Source organism: Pseudomonas sp. RSB 5.4 (assembly GCF_037126175.1).
Classification (GTDB): domain Bacteria; phylum Pseudomonadota; class Gammaproteobacteria; order Pseudomonadales; family Pseudomonadaceae; genus Aquipseudomonas; species Aquipseudomonas fluorescens_H.
The window spans coordinates 1,333,746-1,346,563 of the sequence record NZ_CP146986.1; the positions used below are offsets into that span (position 1 = coordinate 1,333,746).

General features: G+C 59.1%; 13 protein-coding genes. 9 read left to right on the forward strand and 4 right to left on the reverse strand.

Going from position 1 to position 12,818, the window contains the following annotated elements; translation table 11 throughout:
- Positions 1–53 precede the first annotated feature (53 nt).
- From V9L13_RS05885 to V9L13_RS05900, 4 genes are all read left to right on the forward strand, one after another.
- Complete coding sequence (locus V9L13_RS05885; protein WP_262141365.1) at positions 54–1,145, forward strand: polyamine ABC transporter substrate-binding protein; 1,092 nt, start codon at positions 54–56, stop codon at positions 1,143–1,145.
- 16 nt (positions 1,146–1,161) lie between these two features.
- A complete protein-coding gene (speB, locus tag V9L13_RS05890; RefSeq protein WP_338801832.1) occupies positions 1,162–2,121 on the forward strand; it encodes an agmatinase in 960 nt (319 codons plus the stop codon).
- A 323-nt stretch (positions 2,122–2,444) separates the two neighbouring features.
- Positions 2,445–3,563 (forward strand): cell division protein ZapE, encoded by a 1,119-nt coding sequence (gene zapE, locus V9L13_RS05895; RefSeq protein ID WP_338801833.1) that lies wholly within the window; start codon positions 2,445–2,447, stop codon positions 3,561–3,563.
- Positions 3,564–3,737: 174 nt separating this feature from the next.
- Positions 3,738–4,235 (forward strand): GNAT family N-acetyltransferase, encoded by a 498-nt coding sequence (locus V9L13_RS05900; RefSeq protein WP_338801834.1) that lies wholly within the window; start codon positions 3,738–3,740, stop codon positions 4,233–4,235.
- Between the two features lie 83 nt (positions 4,236–4,318).
- Here V9L13_RS05900 and V9L13_RS05905 read toward each other — a convergent pair whose 3' ends face one another.
- Positions 4,319–4,528, reverse strand: coding sequence for a hypothetical protein (locus V9L13_RS05905; protein WP_338801835.1), 210 nt, complete (start codon positions 4,526–4,528; stop codon positions 4,319–4,321).
- A gap of 231 nt (positions 4,529–4,759) precedes the next feature.
- On the opposite strand from V9L13_RS05905, the gene gorA reads away from it, so the two are divergent.
- Positions 4,760–6,118, forward strand: a complete 1,359-nt coding sequence (gene gorA / locus V9L13_RS05910; protein ID WP_338801836.1) for a glutathione-disulfide reductase — start codon at positions 4,760–4,762, stop codon at positions 6,116–6,118.
- Here the strand turns inward: gorA and V9L13_RS05915 are convergent.
- Positions 6,115–7,131 carry a DNA-binding protein gene (locus V9L13_RS05915; RefSeq protein ID WP_338801837.1) on the reverse strand — a complete coding sequence of 339 codons (1,017 nt, stop codon included), beginning with the start codon at positions 7,129–7,131 and terminating at the stop codon, positions 6,115–6,117. The two genes, gorA and V9L13_RS05915, sit on opposite strands and share 4 nt — an antisense overlap.
- Positions 7,132–7,308: 177 nt before the next feature.
- Here V9L13_RS05915 and V9L13_RS05920 point away from each other — a divergent pair, with 177 nt between their 5' ends.
- The 3 genes from V9L13_RS05920 to ahpF all read left to right on the forward strand — a co-directional run bounded on the left by V9L13_RS05920 (position 7,309) and on the right by ahpF (position 10,642).
- A complete protein-coding gene (locus V9L13_RS05920) occupies positions 7,309–8,247 on the forward strand; it encodes a site-specific integrase (protein ID WP_262141360.1) in 939 nt (312 codons plus the stop codon).
- 136 nt (positions 8,248–8,383) lie between these two features.
- Entirely contained in the window at positions 8,384–8,947 is a 564-nt protein-coding gene (ahpC, locus tag V9L13_RS05925; RefSeq protein ID WP_003224621.1) for an alkyl hydroperoxide reductase subunit C, read from the forward strand.
- A 132-nt stretch (positions 8,948–9,079) separates the two neighbouring features.
- The gene (gene ahpF / locus V9L13_RS05930) at positions 9,080–10,642 is read left to right on the forward strand and encodes an alkyl hydroperoxide reductase subunit F (RefSeq protein ID WP_003224623.1); all 1,563 of its coding nucleotides are present in this window, start codon (positions 9,080–9,082) and stop codon (positions 10,640–10,642) included.
- 178 nt (positions 10,643–10,820) lie between these two features.
- On the opposite strand, the gene gloA is transcribed toward ahpF, so the two are convergent.
- Positions 10,821–11,342 (reverse strand): lactoylglutathione lyase, encoded by a 522-nt coding sequence (gene gloA, locus V9L13_RS05935; RefSeq protein ID WP_003224626.1) that lies wholly within the window; start codon positions 11,340–11,342, stop codon positions 10,821–10,823.
- Positions 11,343–11,481: 139 nt separating this feature from the next.
- Here gloA and V9L13_RS05940 point away from each other — a divergent pair, with 139 nt between their 5' ends.
- On the forward strand, positions 11,482–12,000 hold the full coding sequence (locus tag V9L13_RS05940) for a DUF4946 domain-containing protein (protein ID WP_045122752.1): 519 nt from the start codon (positions 11,482–11,484) through the stop codon (positions 11,998–12,000).
- Positions 12,001–12,218: 218 nt separating this feature from the next.
- Here V9L13_RS05940 and V9L13_RS05945 read toward each other — a convergent pair whose 3' ends face one another.
- Positions 12,219–12,584 (reverse strand): histone-like nucleoid-structuring protein, MvaT/MvaU family, encoded by a 366-nt coding sequence (locus V9L13_RS05945; RefSeq protein WP_003224630.1) that lies wholly within the window; start codon positions 12,582–12,584, stop codon positions 12,219–12,221.
- Between the last annotated feature and the right edge of the window lie 234 nt (positions 12,585–12,818).

Consider the following 12,818-nt stretch of genomic DNA (forward strand, 5'->3'; position numbering starts at 1 on the left):
CAATGTATCCGACGGCGCATCCTGCCACCACTTCCTCCGGTCAGGTGTGCGTCATGGCTCCCGTGTTCAAACTGTGTTTTCCCGCGCTGTTGTTGTCCGTGGTCATCCAGGCACAGGCCGAGGATAAAACCCTCAACCTCTACAGTTGGGCCGATTACGTGCCGGCGCAGACCCTGCAACGTTTCGAGCAGGAAACCGGCATTCATGTGCGCTACGACACCTTCGATACTTCCGAAGTGCTGGAAACCAAGCTGCTGACCGGCGGCAGCGGCTATGACGTGGTAGTGCCGTCGTCCAGCGTTCTGGCCCGTGGCTTGGCAGCGGGCGCACTGAAGGAAATTCCCCACGAAGGCCTCAAGGGATACGCCAACCTTGATCCCGATCTGCTGGAGAAACTCGCTGCCGTCGATCCCGGCAATCGCTACGCTGTGCCCTACACGTGGGGCACGCTCGGGCTGGGGTTGAACGTCGAGGCGGTGAAAAAGCGCCTGCCGGATGCGCCGCTGAACAGCCTCGATCTGCTGTTCAAGCCCGAGTACGCGAGCAAACTCAAGGACTGCGGGATTGCCGTGCTCGATTCGCCGCAGGAAGTCATTGGTCTGGCGCTGCATTATTTGGGTAAAGATCCCTACAGCACTGACAAGAATGATCTGGCCGCCGCCGAAGCCTTGTTGCAGAAACTCCAGCCTTCGGTGCTGTATGTCGCCACCGGCCGGCAGATCAACGACCTGGCCAATGGCAGTGTCTGTCTGGCGCTGACCTACAACGGCGACGTGAGCATGGCTGCCGATCAGGCGCACAAGGCCAACAAACCGTACGAAGTCGCCTACCGGATACCACGCGAAGGCACGTTGATCTGGCAGGACAATTTGGCCATTCCCAAGGACGCGCCGAACCCGCAAGCGGCGCGGGCGTTCATCGAATTCATGCTGCGCCCCGAGTCGGTGGCCGAGCTGACCAATACGCTGTTTTTTGCCACCGCCAACCAGGCCGCGACGCCGCTGGTGGATGAGGCGGTGCGCAATGACCCGGACATCTATCCGCCCGCCGAAATGCGTGAACGCCTGTACGCCGACCGCAGCATGAGCCTCAAGGACATGCGACAGCGCACGCGTCTGTGGACCACTTTCCGTAGCCATCAATAACAAAAGGAGCACACCGATGGACGTGCCGATGCTCAATGACCAAGCCCTGACCCGCGACAGCCTGTACGGCACTGCCGCCGAAAGCACCTACGCCGGGATCACCAGTTTCATGCGTCGCCGCTACAGCCGTGATATGCGCGGCGTCGATGTGGCGGTCAGTGGCGTGCCGTTCGATACGGCCACCAGCAACCGCCCGGGTGCACGCTTCGGGCCACGGGGAATTCGCGCCGCGTCCACCGGGATTGCCTGGGAACGGCATTGGCCGTGGACATTCGATCCGTTCGATCATCTGGCGGTGATCGACTACGGCGATTGCGACTTCGATTACGGCTCGCCGCATACCATCCCGGAAAGTATCGAGGCCCACGCCGAGCGCATTCTTGATGCCGGCAGTGCGATGCTGACGTTTGGCGGCGATCACTTCATCACCTATCCGTTGCTCAAGGCCCATGCGCGCAAACACGGCACGCTGTCGCTGATCCACTTCGATGCGCACAGCGACACCTGGCCTGACGAGGGCGGCAAGCGCGTCGATCACGGCACCATGTTCTGGCATGCGGCCAGGGAAGGGCTGGTGGATCCGGCGCGCTCGGTGCAGATCGGTTTGCGCACCACCAATGACGATCACCAGGGGTTTGCGGTGCTTGATGCCCGCCAGGTACATCGACGTGGCTGCGAGGCGATTGTCGAGGCGATTCGCGCGCGTGTCGGCGACCACCCGGTGTACCTGACGTTTGATATCGACTGCCTCGACCCGGCCTTTGCACCGGGCACCGGCACTCCGGTGTGTGGCGGGTTGAGCACGCTGCAGGCGCTGGAAATCCTCGGCGGGTTGCGCGGGATCAATCTGGTCGGCATGGACGTGGTGGAAGTGGCGCCGGCCTATGACCATGCGGACGTGACGTCGCTGGCAGCGGCAACCCTGGCGATGGAAATGCTCTGCCTCTACGCCGCCCGACACAAAGTCGACCGCTGACACCCCACAAAACCCATGTGGGAGTGGGCTTGCTCACGAAAGCGGTGTGCCATTCAACGAAGATGTTGGCTGCCCCGACGCCTTCGCGAGCAAGCCCGCTCCCACAGGAGGTTGTATTCCAGGCAGTTGCTGCACGCTGTTGTGAGGCCGCGAGATATACAGTCGATCTTCGACTCCCCACAGAACCCATGTGGGAGTGGGCTTGCTCACGAAAGCGGTGTGTCATTCAACGATGATGTTGGCTGCCCCGACGCCTTCGCGAGCAAGCCCGTTCCCACAAAAGGGCACCTGTTTTTCAGGGACATCGTGGCATACTGCCGCGCATGACTTTCGACTCTCCCTTAAGCGCCTGGCAACACGCGATCGAGCACAAGGGTTTCATCCAGGATGAAGCCCAGGAGCACGCGGTCTGGGCCCTGCAAAAATGCCATGAAGCCTTGCACGCCGGCGCCCGTTCGGTCACGGGCGTGTACTTGTGGGGCCCGGTCGGGCGCGGCAAGACGTGGTTGATGGATCAGTTTTATCAGAGCCTGCGGGTGCCGGCCCGACGTCAGCACTTTCATCATTTCATGGGCTGGGTGCATCAGCGCTCGTTCCAGCTCACTGGCATCGCCGATCCGCTGCGGGCGTTGGCCAAAGAGTTGGCGGCGGAAGTACGGGTGTTGTGTTTCGACGAACTGTTCGTCAATGACATCGGCGACGCGATCATTCTCGGGCGGCTGTTTCAGGTGATGTTCGACGAAGGTGTGGTGGTGGTCTGTACCTCCAACCTGCCACCGGACGAGCTCTACGCCGATGGCTTCAACCGTGATCGTTTTGTCCCGGCGATCGCCGCGATCAAGGCGCATATGCAAGTGGTGGCGGTGAACGGTGCCGAGGATCATCGCCTGCATCCGGGCGCGGGTCAGCAGCGCTATTTTGTCGCTGCGCCGGGACAGGGCAGTGCTCTGGAGCAGGTCTTCCAGTCACTCAATACCGGGCAGCCCGCCAGCGCCGAGCCGGTGCCCGTCGGCCATCGAGTGCTGAACGTGGTGCAGGCCAGTGCGACGGTGCTCTGGTGCCGCTATGCCGATCTCTGCGAGCAACCGTTTGCCGCGATGGACTTCATCGCGCTGTGCGACAGCTATCGATCTATTCTGTTGAGCGACGTGCCGAACCTCAGCGCGCAAAAACGCGAAGGGCGCATCGCCCGTGGTACCGAAGACGGCTCGGCGCAGGTGGTGGCCGGTGACCGCGAACTGCCGCAGCTGTCGGTGCACGACGACGGTGTACGCCGCTTCATTGCCTTGGTCGACGAGTGCTATGACCGTAAGGTCCCGCTGTACATCGAGGCTCAGGTGCCGATGGAAGCGCTGTACACCGAGGGCTACCTGGAATTCCCGTTCCGGCGCACCCTCAGCCGTTTGCAGGAGATGCAACTGCAGCGTTTTGCCGAAGCCTGAGTGAGGAGGGCGCGCTCAGGACCTCGCTTGACCAGGCCGAACCAAGGCACTGATATGCGAGCAGTGATGCCCTTTTTGCTCTTCCCGGGTTGTCGCCCACAACAGGCTCGCGTTAAGGTCGAGCAGCCTTTCAGGTGCGCACCTTGCACGCCGGGGCCACGACCGGGGATGGAAATGGATTCCGCAGAAATTCTTGTGCTACAGGCCAGCTACACCAATCCAGTGCACGCCGAAGCCATCGGCATCGTGCTTAATTCTTACGCAGAAGATCCCATGGGCGGCGGCCATTCGATTGCCCCCGAGCTGCTGCGTCGCTTGCCTGAAGAGTTGGCGCGCAGGCCGCACGCGTTCAGCGTACTGGCGTTTGTCGGCGGTGAGCCGGCAGGGCTGGTGAATTGTTTTGAAGGATTCTCGACGTTCGCCTGCAAACCGCTGGTCAATGTTCACGACGTGGCAGTGGTGAACAAATTTCGCGGCCTCGGGCTGAGTCAGAAGATGCTGCGCAAGGTCGAGGAAATTTCCCGTCAGCGCGGCTGCTGCAAGATCACGCTGGAGGTGCTGGAAGGCAATGCGGTGGCGCAGAATGCCTACAGCAAGTTCGGTTTCGCCCCGGGGATGTTCGACCCGGATCATGGCCGCATGCTGTTCTGGATCAAGAATCTGCCGACATAAAAAAAGGCGCCCGGTCAGGGCGCCCAACTGTCATCTCCGAGGCCAGAGCGGAGCCATCGGAGGTCCATCGGTTGCTCAATGAATCAGTTGCGATAAGACTCGGTGACTTGCGCGGTCTGGTCGTTCGGAACCTTCAGTTCCGCAGCTTTGCTATCGCTCTGCTGTTCGTTTTGCGCGGGGTGGACCGGGAAGTTGTCGTAGTAATGTCGCATGCGTTCGGCGCCGCCTTCGGCAAAGGCGCTGGCGGAGCCGAGGGCGAGTAGCCCGGCGAGAATAGCGGTGGTGGTTTTCATGGTGCCTCCTACTGAAAAACGTGGGAGCCGTTCGTCCATGAAGCAGATCTCGAAGCACAGTGTCCCGGGTGGAAATTAACTCGGGGTTAAGCGACGCTCTTCGCGCCGATGGCGTGGGCATTCAACCGCAGGAAATGTTCCCCGATAGCACCGACCTCGGTGAAAAGCTGCACGCAACGTTTGCCCAATGAACGGCGGCGGGTATGCTGATGGCCTGCCGAGGAGATAGAAATGGCCTACGATTTTGACCTTTATGTGATTGGTGCCGGTTCCGGCGGTGTACGCGCTGCGCGGTTTGCCGCCGGTTTTGGCGCGAAAGTGGCGGTAGCCGAGAGCCGTTACCTGGGAGGCACCTGCGTCAACGTTGGCTGCGTGCCGAAAAAACTGCTGGTGTACGGCGCGCATTTCGCCGAAGACTTTGAGCAGTCGTCCGGTTTCGGCTGGAGTCTGGGTGAAGCGAATTTCGACTGGGCGACCCTGATCGCCAACAAAGACCGCGAGATCAATCGCCTCAACGGCATTTATCGCAACCTGCTGGTCAACAGTGGCGTGACCCTGCACGAAGCCCACGCGAAAATCGTCGGCCCGCACGAGGTCGAGGTCAATGGTGAGCGTTTCACCGCGAAAAACATTCTGATTGCTACCGGTGGCTGGCCGCAGATTCCGGAAATTCCGGGGCACGAACACGCGATCAGTTCTAATCAGGCGTTTTTCCTTAGAGAGCTGCCGAAGCGGGTGCTGGTGGTCGGTGGTGGTTACATCGCTGTCGAGTTCGCCGGGATTTTCCACGGTCTGGGGGCGAACACCACACTGCTGTATCGCGGTGATCTGTTTCTGCGTGGCTTCGATGGCTCGGTGCGCAAGCATCTGCAGGAAGAACTGACCAAGCGCGGCATGGATCTGCAATTCAACGCCGACATCGCGCGTATCGACAAACAGCCAGACGGCAGCCTGAAGGCGACTCTAAAGGATGGTCGCGTACTGGAAGCCGACTGCGTGTTCTACGCCACCGGGCGGCGTCCGATGCTGGACAACCTGGGCCTGGAAAACACCGATGTGCAGCTCACCGACAAGGGCTTCATCAAGGTCGACGAGCAGTACCAGACCAGCGAACCGTCGATTCTGGCACTGGGTGACGTGATTGGTCGCGTGCAGCTGACGCCAGTGGCACTGGCCGAAGGCATGGCGGTGGCGCGGCGCTTGTTCAAGCCTGAGCAGTACCGTCCGGTGGATTACAAGATGATCCCGACTGCCGTGTTCAGTCTGCCGAACATCGGCACTGTCGGTCTGACCGAAGAGGAGGCGCGCGAGGCGGGCCATGAGGTGGTGATTTTCGAGAGTCGCTTCCGCCCGATGAAGCTGACGCTGACCGAATGTCAGGAGAAAACCCTGATGAAACTGGTGGTCGACGGCAAGACCGACAAAGTTCTCGGCTGCCACATGGTCGGGCCCGACGCGGGTGAGATCGTCCAAGGCCTGGCGATCGCGCTGAAGGCTGGCGCGACCAAGCGTGACTTCGACGACACGATCGGGGTTCACCCGACGGCCGCCGAAGAGTTCGTCACCATGCGTACGCCGGTCGGCGCTTAAGTTTCCTTCGCTTTGGCTGTGTCTGGCGCTGCCGCAACGGTAGCGGCCAGACGCAAGCTATCCTCAAGGCTGGTCTGAGTCTTGGTCAGTTCCTTCTCCAATGACTGATTGAGCTGCCGCTGTTCGTCGGCATCCTGTTTCAGCGTCTGACTTTCCAGCAGGGCCACGCGCAAACGTTCCTGGAGGAGGGTACGTTCGTTGTCGACGCGAGTCGCTTGCTCCAGCAACTGATCCTGGCGCTGGTTGCTGTGCTTGAGCTGATCCTGCATCAGGCTCAGTTCGCGCTGAGTGCCGCGGTTTTCCGTGAGCAGGCGTTCGTTGTCGCGATGCAACTGAGTGATCTCGTCCTGACGCACCAGCGCACTTTGTTGCGCCTGACGCAATTCCATCTGCAATTGCTGCAGCTGTCCTTCATGTCGGGCCTGCTCCTGCTCGCGCTGCTCTTTGCTGGCGTTGCGGTAATGCTCAAGGGCATCGCGGGCGTGCAGGTGTTTTTCTTCCAGCGAGCGGATCTGCTCGTCCTTGTCCTGCAGGCGCAACTCAAAATCAGCCAAGGCCTGGTTCAGTCCGGCGTTGCGGGTTTGTTCGGTCTGCAACATCGAACGGGTTTCTTTCAGTGCCTCGGATTCCCGTGCCAGTGCAGCGCCTTGAATGTCGTGCTGTTGTTCCAGTTGCTCGAGTGCCTGGCGCACCTGCTTGAGTTCCGCTTCCAGGGTTTCGCGCTGTTCCTCGAACTGCTCGCGCGCTTGTTCGATCGGCTCTTGCGCCTGTTCTTTCAGGCGCTGGGCGAGACGCGAGACCAGTGCGGTCAGCTCGTCATTGATCGGTTCTGCGGACGCTTCGACCGGTTGGCTGCCGTCATCCAGCTCTTTCAGATAGCGATGGATCGTGGTTTTCGAACCGGTGTTGCCCAGTTCGATGCGTACTGCATCGATGCTGGGGTGTTCGCCCCGGGCCAGAATCGCTGCACGCGCGATCTGCACCACTGCTTTGTTTACGCCACCACGGGCCATGTGAACTCCTACCGTTTCGTACTGTGGTACATGCCACCAAAGTACGCAGTGTACCACGCTGAAAATAAAGTTAAATGCTTGATTAATAACAGACGGGATATACTGGTATTACCCAATGTCAGATGCCTGAATTGGTTTTTTCATCCCGAAATCAGTACGCCTGCGAGAACACTGCCCATGAGCGAGATCGATCGCTATCTGCAAGCCGCCACCCGTGACAACACCCGCCGCAGCTATCGTTCGGCGATCGAGCATTTCGAAGTGAAGTGGGGCGGGTTCCTGCCGGCGACGGCCGACAGCGTGGCGCGTTATCTGGTCGAGCATGCCGGCGTGCTGTCGATCAATACGCTGAAGCTGCGCTTGTCGGCGCTGGCGCAGTGGCACAACAGTCAGGGCTTTGCCGATCCGACCAAGGCGCCGGTGGTGCGCAAGGTCTTCAAAGGCATTCGGGCGCTGCATCCGGCGCAGGAAAAACAGGCCGAACCGCTGCAACTGCACGATCTGCAGCAGGTGGTCGACTGGCTGGAGCAGGAGGCCAGCAATGCCAGACAAAATCAGGATCGCCCGCAGTTGCTCAAGGCCTATCGTGATCGGGCACTGATTCTGTTGGGGTTCTGGCGTGGCTTTCGCAGCGATGAGTTGTGTCGTCTGCAGATCGAGCATGTGCGGGCGCATGCGGGCAGCGGCATCACTCTGTATCTGCCGCGCAGCAAGGGCGACCGCGACAACCTCGGGCAGACGTATCAGGCGCCGGCGCTGCTCAAGCTGTGCCCGGTGCAGGCTTATATCGACTGGATCACCGAGGCGGCGCTGGTACGCGGTCCGGTGTTTCGCGGTGTCGACCGCTGGGGCCATCTGAGCGATGAGGGCTTGCACGCCAACAGCATCATTCCACTGCTGCGTCAGGCGCTGGAACGCGCCGGCATTCCGGCCGAGCGCTACACCAGCCATTCCCTGCGCCGCGGCTTCGCCACCTGGGCGCATCAAAGCGGCTGGGATCTGAAATCGTTGATGAGTTACGTTGGCTGGAAGGATATGAAGTCAGCCATGCGCTATGTTGAAGCCAGCCCCTTTCACGGGATGGCTCGGATTACGGATAAGCCGGCTTCGTCGTAGATATCGTTTTCTTCTATTAATACAGTCAGCTAATAGCGAAAACAAATCAGCAGCATCAGGTTTGCCAATGAGCCATCCGTCGAGTGAGTGGGTAGGATTCACCCATCGAATTCACAACCCTGACGGAGAGTCATCAATGCCTATCATCAACAGCCAAGTAAAACCGTTCAAAGCTACCGCGTTCAAAAACGGCGACTTCGTACAAGTCTCGGACGCTGACCTGAAAGGCAAATGGTCCGTAGTGTTCTTCTACCCAGCCGACTTCACCTTCGTTTGCCCAACCGAGCTGGAAGACCTGGCCGACAACTACGCTGCGTTCCAGAAACTGGGCGTGGAAATCTACAGCGTTTCGACCGACACCCACTTTGCTCACGCTGCCTGGCACAACACTTCGCCAGCGATCGGCAAAATCGAATACACCATGATCGGCGACCCGACCCACGTCATCTCCCGCAACTTCGACGTGCTGATCGAAGAAGCTGGCCTGGCTGACCGTGGCACCTTCGTGATCAACCCTGAAGGCCAGATCAAAATCGTTGAACTGAACGATGGCGGCGTTGGCCGTGACGCTTCCGAGCTGCTGCGCAAGATCAAGGCTGCTCAATACGTTGCTGCTCACCCAGGCGAAGTTTGCCCAGCCAAGTGGAAAGAAGGCGAGGCCACTCTGGCTCCGTCCCTGGACCTGGTCGGCAAGATCTAAGTCTGTGACGCACGCAACACAGGGCGGGACTCCGCACCTACTTCAGTAAGCTGCACCGCCCATTAAAAAAGCCCGGGCGAGATTCGCTCGGGCTTTTTTTCGCCTCGAACAAAGACACAGGAGATCGCCCGTATGTTGGACGCCAATCTTAAAGCCCAGTTGAAATCGTACCTGGAACGGGTCACCCAGCCGATCGAGATCGTTGCTTCCCTCGACGACGGTGCGAAATCCCGGGAAATGCTTGACCTGCTGAAAGACGTTGCCAGTCTTTCGAGCCAGATTACCCTGATCGACAGCGGCACCGATGCCCGCAAGCCGTCGTTCTCGATCAATCGTCCGGGTGCCGATATCAGCCTGCGTTTCGCCGGCATCCCGATGGGCCACGAATTCACATCGTTGGTGCTGGCCCTGCTGCAAGTCGGCGGCCACCCATCGAAAGCCAGCGCCGAAGTGATCGAACAGATCCGCTCGCTCAAGGGCGAGTTCAGCTTCGAAACCTACTTCTCGCTGTCGTGCCAGAACTGCCCGGACGTGGTTCAGGCGCTGAACCTGATGGCCGTGCTGAACCCGAACATCCGTCACGTCGCCATCGACGGCGCGCTGTTTCAGGACGAAGTCAACGATCGCAAGATCATGGCTGTGCCGAGCATCTACCTCAACGGTGAGAACTTTGGCCAGGGCCGCATGGGGCTGGAAGAAATCCTCGCCAAGCTCGACACCGGCGCCATTGAGCGTCAGGCCGAGAAAATCAGCGCCAAAGAAGCCTTTGATGTGCTGGTGGTCGGCGGTGGCCCGGCCGGTGCTTCGGCCGCTATCTATGCCGCCCGTAAAGGCATCCGCACCGGTGTCGCGGCCGAGCGCTTCGGCGGTCAGGTGCTGGACACCATGGCCATCGAGAACTTCATTTCCGTGCAGGAAACCGAAGGCCCGAAACTGGCCACGGCGCTGGAAGAACACGTCAAGCAGTACGACGTCGACATCATGAACCTGCAACGTGCAGACAAGCTGATCCCGGGCAAGAACGGCGAGCTGCACGAAGTCCACTTCGCCAGTGGCGCGACCCTGAAAGCCAAAAGCGTGATTCTGGCGACCGGCGCACGCTGGCGTGAAATGAACGTGCCGGGCGAGCAGGAATACCGCAACAAAGGCGTGGCGTACTGCCCGCACTGCGACGGTCCGCTGTTCAAAGGCAAGCGTGTGGCGGTGATCGGCGGCGGTAACTCCGGCGTGGAAGCGGCCATCGACTTGGCGGGTATCGTCTCCCACGTGACCCTGCTGGAGTTCGACGTACAACTGCGTGCCGACGCGGTACTGCAACGCAAGCTGCACAGCCTGCCGAACGTCACCGTGATCACCAGTGCGCAAACCACAGAAGTCACCGGCAATGGCGAGAAGGTCAACGGCTTGCGCTACAAGGATCGCAAGACTGACGAACTGCGCAGCGTCGAGCTGGAGGGGATCTTCGTACAGATCGGTCTGCTGCCGAACACCGACTGGCTCAAAGGCACCATCGAGCTGTCGCCGCGTGGTGAAATCATCGTCGACAACCGTGGCGAAACGTCGATCCCGGGGATCTTCGCGGCGGGCGACGTGACCACTGTGCCGTACAAGCAGATCGTGATTGCGGTGGGCGAGGGCGCCAAGGCTTCCCTCAGCGCGTTCGATCACTTGATCCGTACGTCGGCGCCGGCATAAACGTCAGTCGCTGAAACGAAAAAACCCATGAGCGATCATGGGTTTTTTTATGCCTGACACAAATCCAAATGTGGGAGCGGGCTTGCTCGCGAAAGCGTCCGCCAGCCAACACCTGCGTTGCATGACTCACCGCTTTCGCGAGCAAGCCCGCTCCCACAAAGGCTTTTTATGCAGTCAGTTACAGCGGCGCAGGCTGGATGATTTCAACCCAGTAGCCATCCGGGTCTTTGATGAACGCCAGGCTTTTCATGCGGCCATCGGTCAAACGCTTCTGGAAATCACAGCCCAGCTCTTCAAAACGTGCACATGCCGCAACGATGTCCGGAACCGAGATGCAAATGTGGCCGAAACCGCGCGGGTCAGTGTTGCCGTTGTGATAGGCGAAGTCGGCATCGTTTTCAGTGCCGTGGTTGTGGGTCAGTTCGAGGATGCCGGGAATCGACTTCATCCACTCGGTGCGGGCAGCGGCGTCGGCCGGGATCTGTGCCTTGTCGACCAGTGCGAGGAAGTACAGGCTGAACTCGGCTTCCGGGAAATCACGTTTTTCCACCAGCGAGAAACCCAGTACGCGGGTGTAGAAGTCCAGCGACTGGGTGATGTCCTTCACGCGCAGCATGGTGTGGTTGAAGACGAAGTTGCGGGTTGCGCTGTCTGGAGTGGCGGTGACGCCGGGGAAAGTGTTCAGTTCGTGCAGGCTCATAGGCCCTCCGTAACAATGGGGCGAGTGAATGGGCGCAATGATACGCATGCGGGGCGGCATCGCCAAACCGAATGCGCGGCTTGCTCTGTGGGCGGCCGGGCCTCAGACTTTGCAGCTCAATCTGCGAGTGCCTCTGGTAATGATCCGACCGTTCAAAGCGCTGTTCGTTTGCCTTTTCTCGTCTTTGCTTGCCGCTCCTGCACTGGCGGACCAGCCGAGTATCACTTGGCCTGCTGGCTGGGAAGTAGAGGCGCTGCCCGATCAAGCCCCTCAGGTTTCGCGCCAGCGCGCGGTGAAAACCGACACCGACGGCAATCAGGTCATGGTGATGGAGTTGACCATGACTCAGGTGGAAGCAGGTCATCAGGTCAATGTGGCGGGCGTTCTGCTGGAGATGCGCAAATCGATACAGAAGGACTTCTTCCAGGGCGGCTATCAGAGTGTTTGCAACAAGGTACACCCGGCGAAGCTCGGCTCTTTGGACGCGCAGGAAACCACCTGCACGATCACTGAAAACGGTCGACATGTGTTGTCGCAAACTTTGGTTGCTGCGGCCGCAGCGGATAAGGCTTATGTACTTTCTTACGCTGGGCAGGCCGAGGTTTATAAGGCAAGCGCCGAGGAAATAGTCGCAGTGAGAAACAGCTTGAAACTTTAAGCGTCTGTTTGCACCTCGACCGGTTTAGATACCCGAAGGAATTAAGCACAAAGTTTAGCAGCGATTACGATTGCAACATCCCGGCGCAAAATGTTTAGCCTTGCGGCTTGTGTGTGTTAAGGCGGATTGATAACTAGCGCGGGGGAAATCGTTGCTTTTGTTAGATATTGTCGAAAAAAAAGCCCCGCATAAAGCAGGGCTTGGTTGTTGACGCAAGATTAGCCGCGCAACCAGGAATCAACGGTAGCTGCACCGTACTGTTCCTTCCAGGCTTTCAGGCCACGGTGGTTGCCGCCCTTGGTTTCGATCAGTTCACCGGTGTGCGGGTTTTGATAAACCTTGACCACGCGAGCACGGCGGGTTTTTGGTGCGGCGGACACTTGCAAGCCGGACTTGGACGGGTTCGGATCGAGGATGGCGATGATGTCTTTCAGGCCTTTGCCGTAGGTTTTCATCAGCCCCTGGAGCTTTTCTTCGAATTCGATTTCTTTCTTGAGCCCGGCATCGTTCTTCAGCGATTCCAGCTGCTTGAGCTGTTCCTGAAGGGCCTTTTCAGCTGCACGAAATTCAGCGAGTCTGGACAATATCTTTACTCCAATAGTGTGTTTGGCTGATACCAACCGCAAACAAAGCTATAAGCCAAGAGCCTTGAAGCGACTCGGTGATAATGGCTCACCTGCCAATCTTGCACAGGCTGAAAAAATTGTAGTAGTTAATGCGCCAAGAGTAAATCCTGATCTTGTCGTCATGTAACAACAGTGGTGTTTTGTATCAATTTGGTGCGTCCGATCGCAGTGCCGGGGTTAATTTGTTTTTAG

Excerpts from the sequence above, each read along its gene's own strand:
- gloA (WP_003224626.1), bottom strand. The coding sequence starts at position 11,342 with ATGAGCCTGCACGAACTGAACACTTTCCCCGGCGTCACCGCCACTCCA.
- speB (WP_338801832.1), top strand. The coding sequence starts at position 1,162 with ATGGACGTGCCGATGCTCAATGACCAAGCCCTGACCCGCGACAGCCTG.
- V9L13_RS05915 (WP_338801837.1), bottom strand. The coding sequence starts at position 7,131 with ATGGCCCGTGGTGGCGTAAACAAAGCAGTGGTGCAGATCGCGCGTGCA.
- ahpF (WP_003224623.1), top strand. The coding sequence starts at position 9,080 with ATGTTGGACGCCAATCTTAAAGCCCAGTTGAAATCGTACCTGGAACGG.
- gorA (WP_338801836.1), top strand. The coding sequence starts at position 4,760 with ATGGCCTACGATTTTGACCTTTATGTGATTGGTGCCGGTTCCGGCGGT.
- V9L13_RS05905 (WP_338801835.1), bottom strand. The coding sequence starts at position 4,528 with ATGAAAACCACCACCGCTATTCTCGCCGGGCTACTCGCCCTCGGCTCC.
- ahpC (WP_003224621.1), top strand. The coding sequence starts at position 8,384 with ATGCCTATCATCAACAGCCAAGTAAAACCGTTCAAAGCTACCGCGTTC.
- V9L13_RS05940 (WP_045122752.1), top strand. The coding sequence starts at position 11,482 with ATGATCCGACCGTTCAAAGCGCTGTTCGTTTGCCTTTTCTCGTCTTTG.
- V9L13_RS05885 (WP_262141365.1), top strand. The coding sequence starts at position 54 with ATGGCTCCCGTGTTCAAACTGTGTTTTCCCGCGCTGTTGTTGTCCGTG.
- V9L13_RS05920 (WP_262141360.1), top strand. The coding sequence starts at position 7,309 with ATGAGCGAGATCGATCGCTATCTGCAAGCCGCCACCCGTGACAACACC.
- V9L13_RS05900 (WP_338801834.1), top strand. The coding sequence starts at position 3,738 with ATGGATTCCGCAGAAATTCTTGTGCTACAGGCCAGCTACACCAATCCA.
- zapE (WP_338801833.1), top strand. The coding sequence starts at position 2,445 with ATGACTTTCGACTCTCCCTTAAGCGCCTGGCAACACGCGATCGAGCAC.